A 17749-nucleotide genomic window follows, 5' to 3' on the forward strand; every position below is an offset into this window, starting at 1 on the left:
TCCTCTGCTCCCCTTCCTTCTGCCTTGTCATAACTTGATTAAATTTTCGTGTGGTAACCACATTAACTGCGGTGGTAATACTGTTTCACTTTAAGATTGATACAAATAGGCAGCAGGGGGAAAGAATTAAAAAGCAATCATTTGTATCAGGCATTTCGTGAAATTGTATAACCACACTAACTAGGGAAGAAATTACCAATGCCCAATGCCCCATGACGGCAGTTGCTACCCTGCGGGAAGCCACCCTCCGGGTGTCTACAAGCCGGGGAACCCTTTCGGCAGTCGCTCATGGGGGAAACCCCCAAGACCGCGCTGCCTCATCAACGCACTGCCTCCCCCATGCCCATTTTCAAGGCACTTAATCAAAAAGGTGGTAATTCTTCAAGAATTGTGAACCGAATATGATTAATTGCCAGGTCGCCAAGAGGGATATCTTCTTTAGTGAAACGTACACCTTTACTGCTCAATGTTTCAAAAGAAATACCCTTGCCAATTTCGATGTGATACCAGCATAAACCCATAAAAAAGCGCGTGGGATAAGGGCCGTTATCTCCCACATCATCAGGGTTAGATTCCATTGGCAACCAGCCAAGATTCGGTATGTAGAACTCTAACCAAACATGGTTAAAGTCTGGTTGCAGGGGAACACCTTGCAGTTCACCATGAGCAGGGCATTTATACCTACCTACAGTACGACAGGGAATGCCATTCAAACGGCATAAAGCCAGCAAGACACCCACATATTCACCACAGGAACCAACACCTCGTTCCAAAACGATATCTGGCGTATCAATGTAAGGCTTGATACCATAAGACAACTCATCGTAGACGTAATTACGGATACTATACATTTTCCGCAGCAGATTGGTTTCTGAGCCAACTGCTTCGCGGGAGGCACGGCGAACAATGGTAGTATCCATTGCTAAATCGTCATCGTCTACCAAGTAGCGAGTTTCAAATTCTGGCGATAGTTCGGGAATATTTTCTACATCTCTGGGGGTGAGGCGATATTTAATTCCTCGAACTTCCAAAAGTGCTTTCCAACCAAATATATGGCGTTCTCCTGGAGTGAGGGTATCAAATTTAAATACTGCTACCCGTTGCCCATCGATTACTTCTTCTGTAAAAGGCAGACCAACGGGTTCAACCTGTTTCACCTTTTGGCGCTCAGTTTCTGATGGTAAGGCTATGCGCCACTCTAAATCTGTTAAATAAACTTCTTCTAAGGGAGAAATTTCTTCAACATAGGACATTTCGATGAGATAGCCGTTAGAGAGGGCGTAGCGTTTCTCTGGCTCGTAATGATAGTAAAGGGGATGAATAAAAGTGCGATCGCGGTAGGTTAGCTCATGATTAGGATCGGCATTGGGGTTATCCCGAATGTAAGGTTCCTCTGAGGCATAAGCGACAAAAAGACTTTCTTTCGCTGTTTCAGCATTTTTATGTATGGCTATGCCTGTGGGCGAGTCAAAGGGTGTCAGCACACTGAATCGAATTTCTCCAGTGGCCCTGTCTATAGAGTAGACTGTTTGCTCTAGGCGATCGCTAACCCACAGAGTATCTTGGTTGACTGCTAAATTTTCTACTCCGACCCCAGGTGCATAAAACCTGGTAATTTCACGTCGCGTGTCACTGTCATAAATCAAAATGTAGCCTAGTTTTTGGCAACTGACGTACACTGTTGATTCCCAAACAGCAACACCATCAGCCGGATAAGGCAATGTCACAAAATGCTCTAGACCTAAAGAATTCAGCTTGCACCGATAAACACTGTTGCCACGGGTTACCCAAAGGTTATCTTCCCATACTGCTAAACCTGTGACATCGCTAAATTCCTGGACTTGGTGGGGATTGATAATTTTACTGTTATCAGATATTGGATCAATCTCTAGCAGATGTCCTTTGAGAGTATCAATAGCGATAAGTGTATCTTTAATGAAAGCAATGCCACCCAATGCGGCAGCACTAAGCGGTCGAATTGTTCTTTGCCCAAACATCTGGCTAACGGTCATATTGGGGAGTGCAAAACTCATATTAAGCATATTCATGTAACCGTTTAGCACGCCTAGAATAAATTGTGGTACTTCCCATGTGACCAAGCTTCAGACTTGTGTTGCTTACAATTATCGGTGCAATATGTTCCAAAAAAACTCTTCCGTAAGAAATAAGACATCCAGGCCAATAGAGGAGAAATTGGCAAATCTTAACAATCACATTTACACTGGTACAGCTTAGTAAAAGCCCTAATGTAACTTTAGTTGATGGTTTTCCAGCCATCACTAAATTATGATCAAATTTTGTAACCATTTCCTGTGACGTACACGATGTCTGCTAATTCTCTGCCTGAAGGTGCCGCCGTTTGGCATAGTTTAGAAGTTGATAAAGCGCTAGACCTGCTTGATAGTAATGCAGACAGTGGCTTAACACCCCAAGAAGTTGAACAGCGGTTGCAAAAATACGGCCCCAACGAACTAGAAGAACATGGTGGCCGCAGCGCTTGGGAGATTCTGCTAGATCAGTTCAAGAACATCATGTTGTTGATGCTGATTGCTGTAGCCATAATTTCTGGCGTTTTAGACCTAGTGGCTTGGCGAGGAGGCAACCTCAAGCCTGGTGAAGTACCATTCAAAGATACGATCGCTATCATGGCGATTGTAATCCTCAATGGCATTTTGGGCTATGTGCAAGAAAGCCGTGCCGAAAAAGCCCTCGCCGCCCTCAAAAAACTATCTTCTCCCTTAGTGCGAGTTATCCGCGATCGCAAACTGGTAGAAGTAGCAGCCAAGGAACTAGTACCAGGGGATGTAATGCTGCTGGAAGCTGGGGTGCAGATAGCCGCTGATGGCCGCTTAATTGAACAATCTAATTTACAAATCCGGGAATCGGCACTAACTGGTGAGGCCGAAGCTGTGAATAAACAGGCAACTTTGCATTTGCCTGAAGAAACATCACTAGGGGATCGCCTCAATCTTGTATTTCAAGGAACGGAAGTCGTCCAAGGACGAGGCAAGGTTTTAGTCACCAACACCGGGATGCAAACTGAACTAGGCAAAATTGCTGCCATGTTGCAAGCGGTGGAAAGTGAACCTACGCCATTACAACAGCGGATGACTCAACTAGGCAATGTCTTAGTCAGCGGTTCTTTAATTCTCGTAGGAATCGTCGTCATCGGCGGTATCATCCAGGCACGAGGTTTTAGCAACATCCAAGAACTCCTAGAAATTTCCTTAAGTATGGCAGTTGCCGTAGTACCTGAAGGTCTACCAGCCGTCATCACCGTAACTCTGGCACTGGGAACACAGCGGATGGTGCGCCGCAATGCCTTGATTCGCAAATTACCAGCGGTAGAAACCTTGGGTTCTGTAACTACCATTTGTTCTGATAAAACAGGCACACTGACTCAGAATAAAATGGTGGTGCAATCAGTTTATACAAATAATTCTACTTTTCGCGTTACAGGCGAAGGTTATGCTCCCACAGGCGATTTTCAATTAAATGGACAAAAAATTTCTGTAGATGAGTATCCAGAAATCGCAGCTTTGCTGGTCGCCTGTGCCGTTTGTAATGATTCTGTGCTGCAAAAAGAAACCGGGGAATGGGCGATTTTAGGCGACCCCACCGAAGGCGCATTGCTCACACTGGCGGGAAAAGCTGGCATCGAAAAAGACCAGTGGGGTAGTAAATTACCCAGAGTGTCAGAGTTTCCCTTTTCTTCAGAACGCAAGCGCATGAGCGTAATTTCTCAAGTTGAAGAAGTCGCTACAGGCGAATCTTCTTTGAGAGGGCTTGACCCTGCGATCGCTGGCTTTTTGCAATCAGAAAATTACTTAATGTTTACCAAAGGTTCGCCAGAGTTAACCTTGGCACGTTGCAGTCAAATTTATCTGGGAACACACTCAGCACCCTTAACTGAAGAACAACGCCAAAAAATTCTTGCAGAAAACGACCAAATGGCGAGTAAAGGGTTGCGGGTGTTAGGTTTTGCCTACAAACCCCTCGCGGAAGTCCCGCCAGAAGGCTCAGATGAAACATCAGAGCAAGAGTTGGTGTGGTTGGGATTGGTGGGTATGCTGGACGCACCACGCCCAGAGGTGAGAGCAGCAGTCCAAGAATGTCGGGAAGCTGGTATCCGGCCAGTGATGATTACTGGTGACCATCAGTTGACAGCAAAGGCGATCGCAACTGATTTAGGTATAGCAGAGGAAGGCGCTCGCGTCCTTACAGGTCAAGAATTGCAGCGGATGAGCGACGAAGAATTAGAGAAAAACGTTGACCTGGTAAGCATATATGCGAGAGTTTCTCCAGAACACAAGCTGCGAATTGTTAAAGCTTTGCAACGTCGCGGCAGATTTGTAGCCATGACAGGCGATGGTGTCAACGATGCCCCAGCACTTAAACAAGCTGACATTGGTATTGCTATGGGCATTACAGGCACCGATGTGAGTAAAGAAGCCAGTGACATGGTACTGCTAGATGATAACTTCGCCACTATTGTCGCCGCTACCAAGGAAGGTAGAGTTGTTTACACCAATATCCGCCGTTTTATTAAATACATTTTAGGTAGTAACATCGGCGAAGTGCTGACAATTGCCGCTGCACCTTTAATCGGGTTAGGCGGTGTTCCCCTGACACCTTTGCAAATTCTCTGGATGAACTTGGTAACAGACGGTTTACCAGCCCTAGCATTAGCTGTAGAACCTCCTGAGCCAGATGTGATGAAGCGTCCGCCCTTCAGTCCCCGTGAAAGTATCTTTGCTAGGGGATTGGGTTCTTATATGATTCGCATTGGTATTATCTTTGCGATTATCTCAATTGCCTTAATGTGGTGGGCTTATAGCCATACTCATGCACCTGGGTATCAACGTAATCCTGAGACTTGGAAGACTATGGTATTTACAACTCTTTGTATTGCCCAAATGGGTCATGCTATAGCTATTCGCTCAAATAATCGGCTGGCTATAGAGATGAATCCTTTCTCCAATCTCTTTGTGTTGGGAGCTGTGGTTGTCACCACAATTTTGCAGTTGATGCTAATTTACGTTCCACCTCTGCGAAACTTCTTTGGTACTCACCTGTTAGATAGTACAGAGTTGGCTGTTTGTATTGGTTTCAGTGCCTTGATGTTTGTTTGGGTGGAATTGGAGAAGATATTCTTCCGGTTGGTTGGCAAAAAGACTGTGTGAAAGGGCTGGAAATGAAGGAGATCGGGAATATGTGGAGAGTAATTTCCCCGCGTTTCCCGTTTTCCTTGCCTGCTTGTCCTCTTCTCCATCTCCTCATCTTTTGACTATGTACCTCAAATCGATTCACCTGAGACAATTTCGTAATTACAAAGACCAGAAGGTGGACTTTAATGCTGCCAAAACAATTTTGGTAGGTAATAACGCTCAGGGAAAGTCAAATTTGTTGGAAGCGGTGGAGTTGTTGGCAACATTGCGATCGCACCGGATGGCACGCGATCGCGATTTAGTTCAAGAAGGAGAAGCCATAGCCCAAGTAAATGCCTCCCTAGAGCGACAAACTGGTGTTAGTGACCTAACTTTAACTCTCCGCCGTAATGGTCGTCGCAGTGTTGCTCTCAATGGCGAGTCTTTACGCCGTCAAATGGATTTTCTTGGTGTTTTGAATGCCGTAGAGTTTTCCAGTTTGGATTTGGAACTGGTACGTGGCGGCCCCGAAGGTCGTCGCAACTGGCTAGATACACTTTTAATTCAACTCGAACCTGTTTATGCTCACATTTTGCAGCAGTATAACCAGGTTTTGCGGCAGCGTAATGCCTTTTTAAAACAAACTCAAGATTCAGCACTCAGCACTCAACACTCAGAAGAATTAGCTGTATGGGATGCACAGTTAGCTACTACAGGGACACGGGTAATTAGACGGCGCGATCGCGCCATACAGCGACTAGCACCTATTGCTAGTACTTGGCACTCAAACATTAGTGGCAGTACGGAAATGCTACAGGTTCAGTATGCACCTAATGTCCCTTTGGAGCAAAACTATCCCCAAGAAGTGCAGCAAGCTTTTTTAACAAAAATTCAGCAACGAGCTATTGCTGAACTTCGTCAAGGTACTACGCTTGTTGGCCCCCATCGTGACGAAGTAGAATTAATCATTAACCAAACACCCGCTCGTCAATACGGTTCCCAAGGTCAGCAACGAACCCTAGTATTAGCTCTCAAACTGGCAGAATTGCAACTAATTGAAGAAGTCGTAGGAGAGCCACCATTACTATTGCTGGATGATGTTTTAGCAGAACTAGACCCATATCGTCAAAATCAATTGCTTGATGCCATTCAAGACCGTTTTCAAACCCTAATTACTACCACTCACTTGGGTTCTTTTGATTCTCAATGGTTGAATTCCTCTCAAATTCTGCTTGTGAAATCAGGAGAAATATCCTCGCCAAATGTTATTTAATAAATCAATATATAGTAATCTTATTTGTTTTGCAAAAATGACTTTTTAATGTAGTTTTATAAAGTTGTCTTGCCGCAAGTTACCGCCAAAAGCATCAAGGACAAATAAAGAGTTTAAGAAATATTTAGAACTGCTATAGAAATCCGGTTTTATTTTTGAAAAAATGACCTACTCTTGAAGCTTAAGTTTAGGGTGGGCAATGCCCAACGCCAGATGCTTTAAGCCGGGAAACCTGTAAGAGCGCAGGGCTGTCCCTACGTACATTTCAAAACTTAAATGTTAGCCCTATATATCTGTGAAATATTGTTTGATTTATGGCAAAAAACTCCTGTAATACCAATTTAAAATTCGCTCATTAAGAAAGCCTGATTTCATCTGGGTTACTAGGCTTGTATCTGTCACATTATTTTTTCAAATTGATGTATTTTTTGAATTTTTAGCATAAATTATTATATTAATAAAAATATTTAATTAAATTACATATTTTTCTTTTATGGTTGAATCTACTGAAGTCACTTACTGCCGTATTACATTAACTTGGTTTTGTTTGTCATGAATTGAGTTACAGTAATTTGTAGATATGCTTTCACAAAATTACATATTAGAGCAAGATGAGATCGCATCTTTAGGCGCATCGTTGCGAGGTATTGAACAAAAGATACTCAAACAATCTCGTCAAGAAGGTATAGCCAGAGTTTGGTTTCAAGGTGAAGAACCTTATTTTGATGTTTTTTTTGAATTAAAAGACGATGAAATATTATGGTTTCAATTTACTTTACGTGGTAAAACTGTTTCTTGGGATCATCAAAAATCTAAATTGCAAACAGGTACTACCAATGAATTGAATTATGATGATGTTTGTTTTTATGCAGCTAGTAAAACTATCGAACACGATATTGAAACCAACTGGGATTTTATAAATTTAGCTAAATTGATTTTGCAAACCAGAATGGAAGAAGCTATTTTCGTCAAGGCGCTAGAATTGTTCAATTAGTTCAACGAGCAGTTAAATGGCCACTAGTACACTGCGGCGTAAATAAACCACCTATTCCAAATTAATGAAAGGCTTAGGCTGTATTTATTTTGAATTTTGCGAAAAGTTGTAAGGAGGGTTTCCCTCCGTAGCAAACTTTTCAAAACTAATTTTGAATTCCGCCTTGCGGTACTAGCTTTTGACTATTGCCTAATCCCATTTTTCTAATTTTTTAAAAATATTAAGAACTACAAAAGTTAGCAAAGCACCAATTAATCCTAACTGCCATAAGCCACACCCAGCAGCAATTCCTAAAGCGGCTGAAACCCAAACAGCCGCTGCTGATGTCAATCCGTGAATTTCAGGCCGCTGTGACTGCTGAGAAGATTCGCGCAAAATCTCTCCAGCACCGAGAAATCCTATACCAGCTGCAATACCCTGGATCACGCGGCTGAGAGCATCAGCACTTGGTTCCAGCCCAACTATATGCAGAGGTATGAGAGTAAAAAGAGCTGAACCAAGGCTCACCAACATATGAGTTCTTAAACCAGCTGCTTTGTGCCTAAGTTGCCGTTCTAAACCAATAATAGATCCGCTCAGTAAGGCCATGCAAAGTCTAAAGATGATATTTAACCAATCAGGAAACATTGGGCAAACATATTGAGTACTTATTAATACCTAGTTTAATATAAATAATTTTATAGTCTATGTTACTTAGTAAAACTATTTATTAAAACTAAGTAGAAGTAATTGCAATTTTTATATCTACTTTATTTTACTAGGTTATTAATGTTTCTTCTTTGCTTGCTTTCCAAATAAGATATCAGCATGACTTCGATAATAAAATATTAGTAAATAGTCCCAACGCGATCATGATATTAAAGTTAAATTTTAATTTAAATTATATGAATATCTAAATTATAAAAATGATTAAATCTTAACATTTTACTGCAAGTTGCTAGATTTAACCATACATTCAACAATTGGATGCTAACTAACTTTTAAGTAGGAAAGATGCTATTAATAAAGGAAAAACTATAGATTTACAAGCAAGCGAGATTACAGCAAGATAGAGTGTAACTAGTAATTAACCACTAAATAGCACAGTACAGCAAAAATAAAATTACAATTCAAAAACACCCCGAAAACCTAAATATGGAAGGTTTTTGTAGATGATTGATAGACTGCTTCTCGCAGGGTATTTTACGCAAAGTTGAGCCAGTCGCTTGCACAGAGAAGTCGCAAGCAGGCGTGGGTTCCATGCTAGCTCCTACGCGGCGGCACTTATTTACCCCAGGCGAAGCCACCCTACGGAGTGCCTCGGAAACCCTGGCTCCCGATGAGTAACTGACGAACCCCGTTCGCGGTAGCAACTTTGCAACAGAAGAGGCGATTGGCGTCGGTTTTTATATAAATGCTGGAGACTTTTATACTAATTTTCTAAAAACCAGCTAGCAAATCATTCTCCTCTACTCCTTATCTAAAGCGTTAAAGCAAAAGGGTATTACTGTTAACAGTTAGAGGCGATCAACTACCTACTAGGAGTCCATGCCAATTGCAAGATATTTTATGCTTCTACCAAATAACAACTGATAACAACAAATTGAGTGGACAAACTCTACTGGCTTGACCAAATTAAACTGCAAGACCACGCCAAAGTAGGAGACAAAGCCTTTTACTTAGGCAGAATCATGCAGCGTGGCTATCCGGTGGTACCTGGTTTTGTAGTTGGAACGGAAGTTTTGCGGCAGTTTTTAGAAACTCTCAACAGTTCAGAGCCATTAGTTGCGGACTTACCTCATTCTTCGTTGCATCTAGATGTCGCTAATTGGCGTCAACTTCAACAAGTAGCTGGCCGATTGCGTCAGGAAATTATCACTGCCACTGTGCCACTACACTGGGTGAGTACAATTCTCAAAGCAGCTAGAGAATGGAAAAGTGGCTATCTAATTTTGCGACCAACTCTAACAGTACCGACTGTTACAACGGTAGGAAGTATATCTGGGTTGCTGGAGTCAGTCTTTTGTCGCTGTAATGAGGAAGCCATCACCCTAGGATTAAAGCGCGCTTGGAGCCAGTTGTTTCGTGCCCGAAGTCTACTATATTGGCAGCAAATGGGAATTAACTTACAACAAGTTAATTTAGCAATTTTGGTGCAACCTGCTCAAAATGCCATTGCTAGTGGCTTACTTCATGCCCACACCTCTAAGTGGGAAATCGAAGCTACTTGGGGATTAGGAATAGCGATCGCTAACGGTGAAGTACTGCCAGATGTTTACTATATCCAGCGGGAAACTGGGGTGGTACTAGAACGACACTTGGGTAATAAAATCCTCGCTTATCGTCTTGATGAACCAGCAGATGCTGGTTACTTGCAACCGATGCCTAAGTCAGTACTGGCAATAGATGATGCTGGTCTGGTTGCCTACCTAGTTGAGGAAATTCAACAAAAACAGTACGCTTTACAAGAAGAATACCTGCAACAAGTAATTGTTTTGGGGAATCAACTTGTGAGTGAACTAGGTACAAGTTTTGACATTGAGTGGACTATCTCTCAACAAACGCCAGACCCCAAGCTCTACCTAACGCAAGTTAGTACTCCTCAATCTGCAATTCCCAGTGTAAATATTATCAAGGGGTTAGGGGCGTCAGGGGGTCGTGTCACGGCGGCTGCTTATGTAATTGCTGATTCCCAATCCCAACCAGAACAGCTACCCCAAGGAGCCATTTTAGTAGCAAAGGCAATCACACCGAATTGGTTACCTTTGCTACAACGAGTTGGTGGAATTATCACAGAACAGGGAGGTTTAACCAGTCATGCTGCAATCCTTGCTAGAGAATTGGGTATTCCAGCTGTAGTAAGTGCTACAGATGTCACAACCTTAATTCAAATTGGCGATCGCCTGCTGATAGATGGCGATCGCGGTGAAGTTTATCGAATTAGAGCAGATTTAGCTGAAGAAGGAGTTCAGCAAAGATTAGGTTCAGTAGAGAATTTAGAACTTAATTCCCCGCATTTACCGATCTCCTCATTACCTCCTAACCCCAAGTCTTGGAAACCGCCAACAGTCTCTTTGCCCTTAACTCTTCCTCAACCTATGATTGCTACCGAGCTGCTCCTTAACTTGAGCCAGCCCAACTTAATAGAGCAAGTGCAAAACTTGCCTGTGGATGGGGTAGGTTTATTGCGCTCAGAACTGATGGCGTTAACCATATTAGAGGGGCAACACCCTAATAGCTGGATCGCTGGTGGACGGCAAACAGAATTGTTAGAGCGCTGGTCAAAGCAGATTATGGAATTTGCTCGTGGCTTTGCACCACGACCAGTTTTTTATCGCTCTTTGGATTGGCGATCGCATGAGTTACCATCTTTTCCCCATAATCTACAATCTGCCGCACAGTCCATACTAGGTGAACGTGGGATTTTTAGCTATTTAGTAAATCCTGCGGTGTTTGAGTTGGAACTGACTGCTTTAGCGACTGTACAAAAAGCTGGTTACAACAATGTTCACCTATTGTTACCTTTTGTCCGTAGCGTCGAAGAGTTTACCCTCTGTCGGCAAAAAGTTGAGCAAGCAGGGTTAACTCAAGTGCCGCAGTTTCAACTATGGATTATGGCAGAAGTTCCCAGCGTGCTGTTTTTGCTGCCAGAATATGTGAAAGCAGGTGTAGCTGGCATTTCAATTGGTACAAACGATCTCACTCAACTTCTATTAGGAGTAGATCGAGAGCAGAAACAGCTAGCAAGTGTATTTAATGAACTTCATCCAGCAGTTATGGGTGCGATCTCCCAACTGATCAAGATGGCAAAAGAGGCGGGGATTCCTTGTGCAATCTGCGGTCAAGCGCCAGCGCTTTATCCAGAAATCATAGATTCGCTAATACAATGGGGCATTACTGCCATTTCTGTAGAACCCGAAGCATTCGAGCGAACATATCAGGCGATCGCCCGTGCGGAACAACGCCTCATCTTAGCAGCCGCACGGCGTCAACTTGAGTACTGAGTGCCTAATGCCCAATGCCGAATGCCCAATGCCCAACACTCTTCATTTACTGTATCCCGCCTCGCGCAAAAACTTGCGTAATTCGGCGAAGTATTGAGAGCGATCGCTTTTTTTGTAAGCCTTTTGCACTCGCTGCCAACCATCTTGTTCCTGACCTAGCATATATTTGTCTGCCAAATACGCTGCTAAAAACCCTTTGCCATCATCGCCTTGTTGCCGTGCCTGAGTGTAAGTTTGCCATAGCTCTGTGGCATTATTGGCAATTAGTTTGGGATAACGCCGGGTAACATTAATCATTTTTCCTTGACGATACTGCCAAATTTGTAATGGGTAGCCAGAAGCAGCATAGGCAGTAAAAGCAGCAGCAAAGCGATCGTCTCGGCTATCAAACTCTGGCAATCCGTCCTTGTCTAAATCTCTCAGCCGATAACCACCATTACCCCATTCATGACGAATCTTCTTGTACTGCTTGGTTTTACTGTCATAGCGGTAAATTAATGAATAAGTACAGCAGTGCGCTCCACCTGTATAAAAATCGGCAATTATTTCTGGTTCTTTATTGCCGTCCAAGTCTAGGACTGGTAATTTATTTTCTGGTGCTTCTAACAAATCCCCCACAGGTCGGTCATATTCACTATCTTGGGGCAGCTTTTGATCTAAAACAGTTTGACCTGATCGAGTAATTTGCAACCGAACATTTTTATACTGATATTCCTCTGGTTTGTCATAGGATATTTGTGCTTGCACATTGCCTAATTTACCAGTGATTGTTTCTGCTGTAGCAGTTTGGCTTAATACAGCTGCCGTACCCAAAAGAGCTAAACCGATCAGAGAGCGAGTAATGAAATAACGAATAGAAGTCATGATAGGTGTTGTATATATCCTGCCTTATTTTATACAACACCATCCAAACCCTCAATATCGGAAAATTGCCGCAACTGGTGTACTAAAAGGTATTTGCTCTGGAGGCACAGCGTAGACAGTACCACCGTTTAGTAAAGTATGGGTAGCAACCAAATCTAACAAATCTTCATCACCAGTTTCTTTTTCCTCGTGCAAATACACGGTTTCCGAACTCGGATCGAACAAACCCCATTGCTGTTGGCCTACTGCAACTAGCAACGAATCTATTCGTTGGTAGTAAGCTGCTGGGATGATTTGTTTGAGATCGTTGGTGGCTTTGCCTGTATCACCACCAAAAAGTTGTTGGAAACGTTCCAAAAACTCTTGCTGTGACTTTTGAAATTCAGCCTCGACAATAGGCCAAGCTTGATCATGTAACTCTTGACTACTAAGAATTTCGTGGTTACCAGTGATACCTTCTTCCATCAAGTGTTGGTAACTATTTGCCTGTCTGTACAAAGGTAAGAGATACTCTACGCCAGCCAGTACCAAAGGTGCTGTTTCCTCCCGGAGTTTTTCGTGCAATGCTTTATCAATGATGTAAAAGAATTGTCGAATTTGTTCTTGGTGCTGATCTCTATCTGGACTTCCCTGTCCGTGAAACGAGCCTGGCTGTACAAAAGAATTAGCAGTTCCCCCCTTGGGTGTAGCGATGCGGAACTGACCGTCTTTAGCAGTTGCATCTTGATTGAGAGCTTCATCTAGACTTTTAGGTAGATTTTCTACCTCTACCTCGTTAATTGTGTAGTGTGTTCCTTCAAAAAACCTAACATCTTGTTGGCTCAAAGCTAAAAGGTAGAAACGACCATTACCATTTAAAATCGGTAGCAGTGGCTTGACATGGAATCTGTCTGTAACTACTACTAATTCTTGAAATTCGAGTGGCAAGCTATAGTAACGAAAAAAATCTTCAGAAATAAAAATTGCCAGTCCCAGATCTCCCAATTGTTCCCAAAATTCTTGGGTATCAAGTTCAGTGGCTTTTTGCAACAATGCAGTTGCTTCTTCGGGTTCAAGACCGGCATCAGTCAGGTGCGCTTCTGCTTCCCTAATTAAATTCTTAAACCGAATCGGGTCTTGCCGCACTTCTGGCCCGGCTGGGTGTATTGGCATATAAATTGAAATACAAGTTCCCTTTGGCTGTTCTAGCAGTGGCTTGATTTCTTCTCTAGAAATTGATTGCATATAATATTCCTCCTAGCAACGTGACTAGACACATCAAATTAGACCATCTAGTCTGTTTTTCAGATCGTGGCATTTGGAGCCAAAACCCATTGATATGGATTTATTTCACGTCAAGGAGAGTAAAGTTTCATCTTTCTTTTGATAGGCAATACTCAGGGAAATTTAGCACTTAAGAACTAATTGAGGTATAACTTTTCCAACTCATACCAAAATTTTTCGTTTGATAACCTAATCCTTAATCCCTAATCCCTAATCCCCAGTCCCTTTTACGTATTGGGGGTGTTAGAATTCGCTTGTTGTGAATTTATGGGTATATCAGGGTGTGGTTGTCGCACAAAACCCAAAGTCACTCGTTTCATAATTAAGTGCAAAACAACAAGCACTACAAAGGTGATCGCAATAATTACCAAAGGCTGTTTACCAAAAAGTTCCTCTACACCTTTGGTCAGCAAGGCATCTGGTTGAGTAATAAAATCCCAGCTATTGAAACGCAAGAACCGTCCCCAGTAAATACCAACAGCAGAGAGCGCATGGGTAATTAACTCAACCCATAAAATCCATTGACTCTTACCAATTCGGTGTAAATAGTAACCTAAATTAATTAGAGATATTACATAAGCTTCAAATCCGCCTAAGATTACTAGCAGATAAACCGGAATGAGCACCAAGGTAATTATCCACACTGATTGAATTGTGCGGATATCATCTATCAGATGAATTACATCAGTCAACAAATAAGGCGCATTCGGTAAAAAAGCATAGAAAACTAGGAATCCTAGCCACCAAACCCAAGAGCGTCCGCGTCCAGTGCGAAACAGCCAAACACTCAAAGCTAAAGGGATAAAAGCTAGAAATAGATTCCAAGTCATCCAACGCATATTGATTCGTAAGACTTGCACTACTCTGGCTATTAGTTCAATCAATTCCGCTTTCATAGGTGGTTGCTCGCAATACCTGTGATTGATGTGGATTCGCTCTGTAATTTTAATTTCAGTGATTGGTTGACAAAACTGCCAAAATTTGACTTTGGTTTTTGTCATTTCATCCAGAAAATCTATTTCCTTAGATTCCAGATGAGTTTAAGTGTTTCTTATAACTTGATACAGACTCTTGAGAGATTATTACGGAATTATTATGTATTTTATATTGGATTGCAAAATAACTACTGTCTCATTTGTTAATTACTCTGGCTAACCCACTAGTATAACTAGAAAATTATTAGAGGAAAATCTGTTACATAAATGTTCAGTGCTTTAAATGCGTTGAGCCAGGGTTGCAACAACTGCGACTAACTCAAAAGGGTTGACAGGTTTAGCTATATGTTTAGTGAATCCTGCTGCTAGTGCCGCCTGTTGATCCTCATTTCTAGCAAAGGCAGTTAAAGCAATAGCTGGTATCATTTCTCTGTTTTCTTCTGAGCTTCTTACCTTGCGAATTAGCGAGTAACCGTCCTCATCTGGCATACCCACGTCACACAGCAATATGTCAGGTTTCGATTGGGAAAGCAGTTGCCAAGCTTCAGCGGCAGATGCTGCCGTCATCACTTTTACCTCGCATTGCTCAAGGATGAAAGTGAGCATTTCACGAGTGTCCTCATCATCGTCTACTACCAGTATATGTAGGCCAGAAAGCGATGGAAAAACCTCAGTTCTGGCTGGATCGCCCTGAGTTGGCTGCAAATTTTTAGGCATATATATAGGTAATTGCACTGTAAAGCTAGCTCCCTTTCCTTCCCCCTCACTAGTTGCAAAAACATTGCCTTTGTGAATTTCAACCAAATGTCGAACGATCGCCAACCCTAATCCTAAACCCTTATGTGTTCTAGTTTTGCTGCCATCTGCCTGACGGAAGAGGTCAAAAACATAGGGGAGAAAGTCGGCACTGATACCCTGTCCGTTATCACTGACAGTGATTTGAGCTTGAGAATTAATTTGTTTGAGCTCAACTAATACCCGTCCGCCCTGTGGGGTGAACTTGATGGCATTAGACAGTAAATTCCACACAATTTGCTGCAAACGTTCTGTATCACCGAATATTTGACCTATTGAAGCATCAAGAATTGACTCAACAAAGATAGACTTCTCTTGAGCGATTGGTTGCAAATCTTCAATTACAGCGCTGACAATGGGAACCAAGTAAACAGGATGCAGATCCAAATGCAGTTTATTCTGTGTAACTAGCGAAATGTCCAAAATGTCATGAATTAGCTTGCTTTGGAGTTTAGCGTTACGTTCAATAGTCTCCAATGCTTTCGCTGTAGTTGCGGCATCTAATTGCCGAGTCCTGAGCATTTTTGCCCATCCCAACATTGCATTGAGAGGAGTGCGAAGTTCGTGAGAAACAATTGCTAAAAACTCGTCTTTGACCTGGTTTGCTTTTTGTGCATCTTGGTAAAGTCTAACGTTATCAATAGCAAGGGCAACTCGTTGAGCCAGTTCTTGAGATATTTCTAGGTCTACCTGACCATAGCGACGTTCTGTCTGTACTGAAGCAAATGTCATTGTGCCTAGTTTTCGCTCACGTGCTATGAGTGGCACGATTAGGTAAGAGGTGATGTTCAGTTTTCCGATAAACTCCAGATGTTTGGCATCTTGGGCAATCGAGAGTGCGGAAGAATTAGGAATTTCAGTGACTAACTCTGGCTGTTGAGTTCGTAACACTTTGGGGGAGCCGTCATTTGCATTGGTAGACGGTGGGTAGCGTCGTCTTAGTGCGATCGCCAGTGATGCTATTTCTGAGTCGGATGCCGCTACAATTGGTTCACTGAAATTGATCAAGTTATTGTCGCCAACGACATCTACAAGACATAAATCGGCGAGAGTAGGCACAGCCAAACGTGCTACAAGGGCCAATGTTGTGCGGTAGTCGAGGGAAGAAACCAACAGACGACTTGCCTCAGCCAAAAAGCTAGAACGTTGCTCTAGTGCTTCAGCTTTAGTACGAAGTTTTTGCTCACGAGTCAGCGAGTCACGTAATTCTTGCTCAGATTGCTTACGCTCAGTGATGTCTTCCATCAACCCGTCAATAGTGGTGATGCCATCAACTGTATTGAAAGTCTGACTAAGCTGTACCCAAACCACTGTGCCATCAGCTCGTCGTAGTTGGATTTCACGAGCCTCCAAAGGAGCAGCTCCGCTATGCTGTTTTAATTGGTGCAGCAGTTCGGCATAATCTTCTGGCTGGAAATAAGATTCAAGGGTTTTAGTTTCGGGAATTTTCTTCAGGTAATTTAAACCCACTAAACGCAAAAATGCTGGATTGCCTTCTAATAAAGTTCCATCTGCATTAATGCGATAAACTCCTACATTCAAATTATTCAGCAGAGTTTGAAAGCGCGTCTCTAGTCCGGCTACTTTGCGTTGAGCTTCAGCTTGTTCCAAGGCACGGCGAACAGCTGCGGGTAAACGAAGACTGTGGCTGGCAGACTTAATTACATAATCGTCCAACCCAGATTTCATTGCCTCAACAGCGATTTCCTGCGTGCCACTACTAGTGAACATGATCACGGGGCAATCAGGATAGCGAGCTTTAATCGCTTTCAGGACAGTCAAGCCATCACTCCAGCGCAATTGGTAGTCGGTAATTACCAAGTCAAATTTCCCAGCCTCCAATGCTTTTTCTAAATCTTGTGCTTGACCAATTTCTTGAATTTGCAGGTGAGAAAACTCTTGCTCTAAAGCATAAATCGCCAGCTGACGGTCATTTGAATTGTCATCAATCAGTAGAATGCGTAACATAAAACTGCAATCTACCTGCCTATATTAAGGTATACAACGTGATAAGAATACTCTATTAAAGAGAGAAAAATATTAGTTAGCACCAATATATGGCTTTTCATTAAAAATAATCCAATGCAGGTTCAGGGTTTTAACGATTTCTAATAAATCATTGAAGGCAAAAGGCTTGACTATGTAAGCATTTACACCCAAGTCATAGACAAGGTTGACGTCGGCATACTCTTTAGAGGAAGTGAGAACCACCACTGGCAAGCGCTTGAGTTCTGGTTGTTGCCGTAACCACATCAAAACCTCAGCCCCAGACCTACGAGGTAATTTGAGATCGAGTAACATTAGCACAGGCAAGGGGTAAAGAGTGCGATCGCTATAAGGTTCGCCTCCAGATAGATATGACACCGCGGCATCGCCATTATTCACAACCTGAAGTGAATTGCAAATGTTAGCTTTGTGGAACGCTCGTTTGATCAGAAGGACATCTTTAGAATTGTCTTCTACCAGCAGAATAGTACCTTGATCTGTGCTCATTC

General features: G+C 42.7%; 13 protein-coding genes. 6 read left to right on the forward strand and 7 right to left on the reverse strand.

The genetic code is table 11. The annotated features are described in order from the left end of the window. Nucleotides 1–212 precede the first annotated feature (212 nt). Complete coding sequence (locus AC5JL8_RS15365; protein WP_495880647.1) at nt 213–362, forward strand: hypothetical protein; 150 nt, start codon at nt 213–215, stop codon at nt 360–362. Here AC5JL8_RS15365 and AC5JL8_RS15370 read toward each other — a convergent pair whose 3' ends face one another. Next, entirely contained in the window at nt 363–2033 is a 1671-nt protein-coding gene (locus AC5JL8_RS15370) for a transglutaminase domain-containing protein (protein ID WP_495880648.1), read from the reverse strand. Nucleotides 2034–2324: 291 nt separating this feature from the next. Between AC5JL8_RS15370 and AC5JL8_RS15375 the strand changes: the two genes are divergently transcribed. From AC5JL8_RS15375 to AC5JL8_RS15385, 3 genes are all read left to right on the forward strand, one after another. Next, nucleotides 2325–5183: a cation-translocating P-type ATPase gene (locus AC5JL8_RS15375; RefSeq protein ID WP_495880685.1), complete on the forward strand. Its 2859-nt coding sequence runs from the start codon at nt 2325–2327 to the stop codon at nt 5181–5183. A 106-nt stretch (nt 5184–5289) separates the two neighbouring features. Continuing rightward, nucleotides 5290–6420, forward strand: coding sequence for a DNA replication/repair protein RecF (gene recF / locus AC5JL8_RS15380; protein ID WP_495880649.1), 1131 nt, complete (start codon nt 5290–5292; stop codon nt 6418–6420). A 580-nt stretch (nt 6421–7000) separates the two neighbouring features. Further along, the gene (locus tag AC5JL8_RS15385) at nt 7001–7414 is read left to right on the forward strand and encodes a hypothetical protein (protein WP_495880650.1); all 414 of its coding nucleotides are present in this window, start codon (nt 7001–7003) and stop codon (nt 7412–7414) included. A 189-nt stretch (nt 7415–7603) separates the two neighbouring features. Here the strand turns inward: AC5JL8_RS15385 and AC5JL8_RS15390 are convergent, their stop codons facing one another. After that, the gene (locus tag AC5JL8_RS15390; RefSeq protein WP_495880651.1) at nt 7604–8002 is read right to left on the reverse strand and encodes an MgtC/SapB family protein; all 399 of its coding nucleotides are present in this window, start codon (nt 8000–8002) and stop codon (nt 7604–7606) included. A gap of 567 nt (nt 8003–8569) precedes the next feature. Here AC5JL8_RS15390 and AC5JL8_RS15395 point away from each other — a divergent pair. Further along, a complete protein-coding gene (locus AC5JL8_RS15395) occupies nt 8570–8740 on the forward strand; it encodes a hypothetical protein (protein WP_495880652.1) in 171 nt (56 codons plus the stop codon). 260 nt (nt 8741–9000) lie between these two features. After that, nucleotides 9001–11397 carry a putative PEP-binding protein gene (locus AC5JL8_RS15400; protein WP_495880653.1) on the forward strand — a complete coding sequence of 799 codons (2397 nt, stop codon included), beginning with the start codon at nt 9001–9003 and terminating at the stop codon, nt 11395–11397. Nucleotides 11398–11439: 42 nt separating this feature from the next. On the opposite strand, the gene AC5JL8_RS15405 is transcribed toward AC5JL8_RS15400, so the two are convergent. From AC5JL8_RS15405 to AC5JL8_RS15425, 5 genes are all read right to left on the reverse strand, one after another. Continuing rightward, nucleotides 11440–12261: a hypothetical protein gene (locus tag AC5JL8_RS15405; protein WP_495880654.1), complete on the reverse strand. Its 822-nt coding sequence runs from the start codon at nt 12259–12261 to the stop codon at nt 11440–11442. A gap of 51 nt (nt 12262–12312) precedes the next feature. After that, entirely contained in the window at nt 12313–13485 is a 1173-nt protein-coding gene (locus tag AC5JL8_RS15410) for a baeRF3 domain-containing protein (RefSeq protein WP_495880655.1), read from the reverse strand. Nucleotides 13486–13751: 266 nt separating this feature from the next. Then, nucleotides 13752–14420 (reverse strand): DUF1361 domain-containing protein, encoded by a 669-nt coding sequence (locus AC5JL8_RS15415; protein ID WP_495880686.1) that lies wholly within the window; start codon nt 14418–14420, stop codon nt 13752–13754. 318 nt (nt 14421–14738) lie between these two features. Further along, on the reverse strand, nt 14739–17222 hold the full coding sequence (locus AC5JL8_RS15420) for a PAS domain-containing hybrid sensor histidine kinase/response regulator (RefSeq protein ID WP_495880656.1): 2484 nt from the start codon (nt 17220–17222) through the stop codon (nt 14739–14741). 72 nt (nt 17223–17294) lie between these two features. Further along, nucleotides 17295–17747, reverse strand: coding sequence for a response regulator (locus AC5JL8_RS15425; RefSeq protein WP_495880657.1), 453 nt, complete (start codon nt 17745–17747; stop codon nt 17295–17297). Between the last annotated feature and the right edge of the window lie 2 nt (nt 17748–17749).

It is taken from the genome of Mojavia sp., from assembly GCF_059505145.1.

Coding starts and splice junctions, on each gene's coding strand:
- AC5JL8_RS15365 (WP_495880647.1), top strand. CDS start 213: ATGACGGCAGTTGCTACCCTGCGGGAAGCCACCCTCCGGGTGTCTACA.
- AC5JL8_RS15370 (WP_495880648.1), bottom strand. CDS start 2,033: ATGAGTTTTGCACTCCCCAATATGACCGTTAGCCAGATGTTTGGGCAA.
- AC5JL8_RS15375 (WP_495880685.1), top strand. CDS start 2,325: ATGTCTGCTAATTCTCTGCCTGAAGGTGCCGCCGTTTGGCATAGTTTA.
- recF (WP_495880649.1), top strand. CDS start 5,290: ATGTACCTCAAATCGATTCACCTGAGACAATTTCGTAATTACAAAGAC.
- AC5JL8_RS15385 (WP_495880650.1), top strand. CDS start 7,001: ATGCTTTCACAAAATTACATATTAGAGCAAGATGAGATCGCATCTTTA.
- AC5JL8_RS15390 (WP_495880651.1), bottom strand. CDS start 8,002: ATGGCCTTACTGAGCGGATCTATTATTGGTTTAGAACGGCAACTTAGG.
- AC5JL8_RS15405 (WP_495880654.1), bottom strand. CDS start 12,261: ATGACTTCTATTCGTTATTTCATTACTCGCTCTCTGATCGGTTTAGCT.
- AC5JL8_RS15410 (WP_495880655.1), bottom strand. CDS start 13,485: ATGCAATCAATTTCTAGAGAAGAAATCAAGCCACTGCTAGAACAGCCA.
- AC5JL8_RS15415 (WP_495880686.1), bottom strand. CDS start 14,420: ATGAAAGCGGAATTGATTGAACTAATAGCCAGAGTAGTGCAAGTCTTA.
- AC5JL8_RS15420 (WP_495880656.1), bottom strand. CDS start 17,222: ATGTTACGCATTCTACTGATTGATGACAATTCAAATGACCGTCAGCTG.
- AC5JL8_RS15425 (WP_495880657.1), bottom strand. CDS start 17,747: ATGAGCACAGATCAAGGTACTATTCTGCTGGTAGAAGACAATTCTAAA.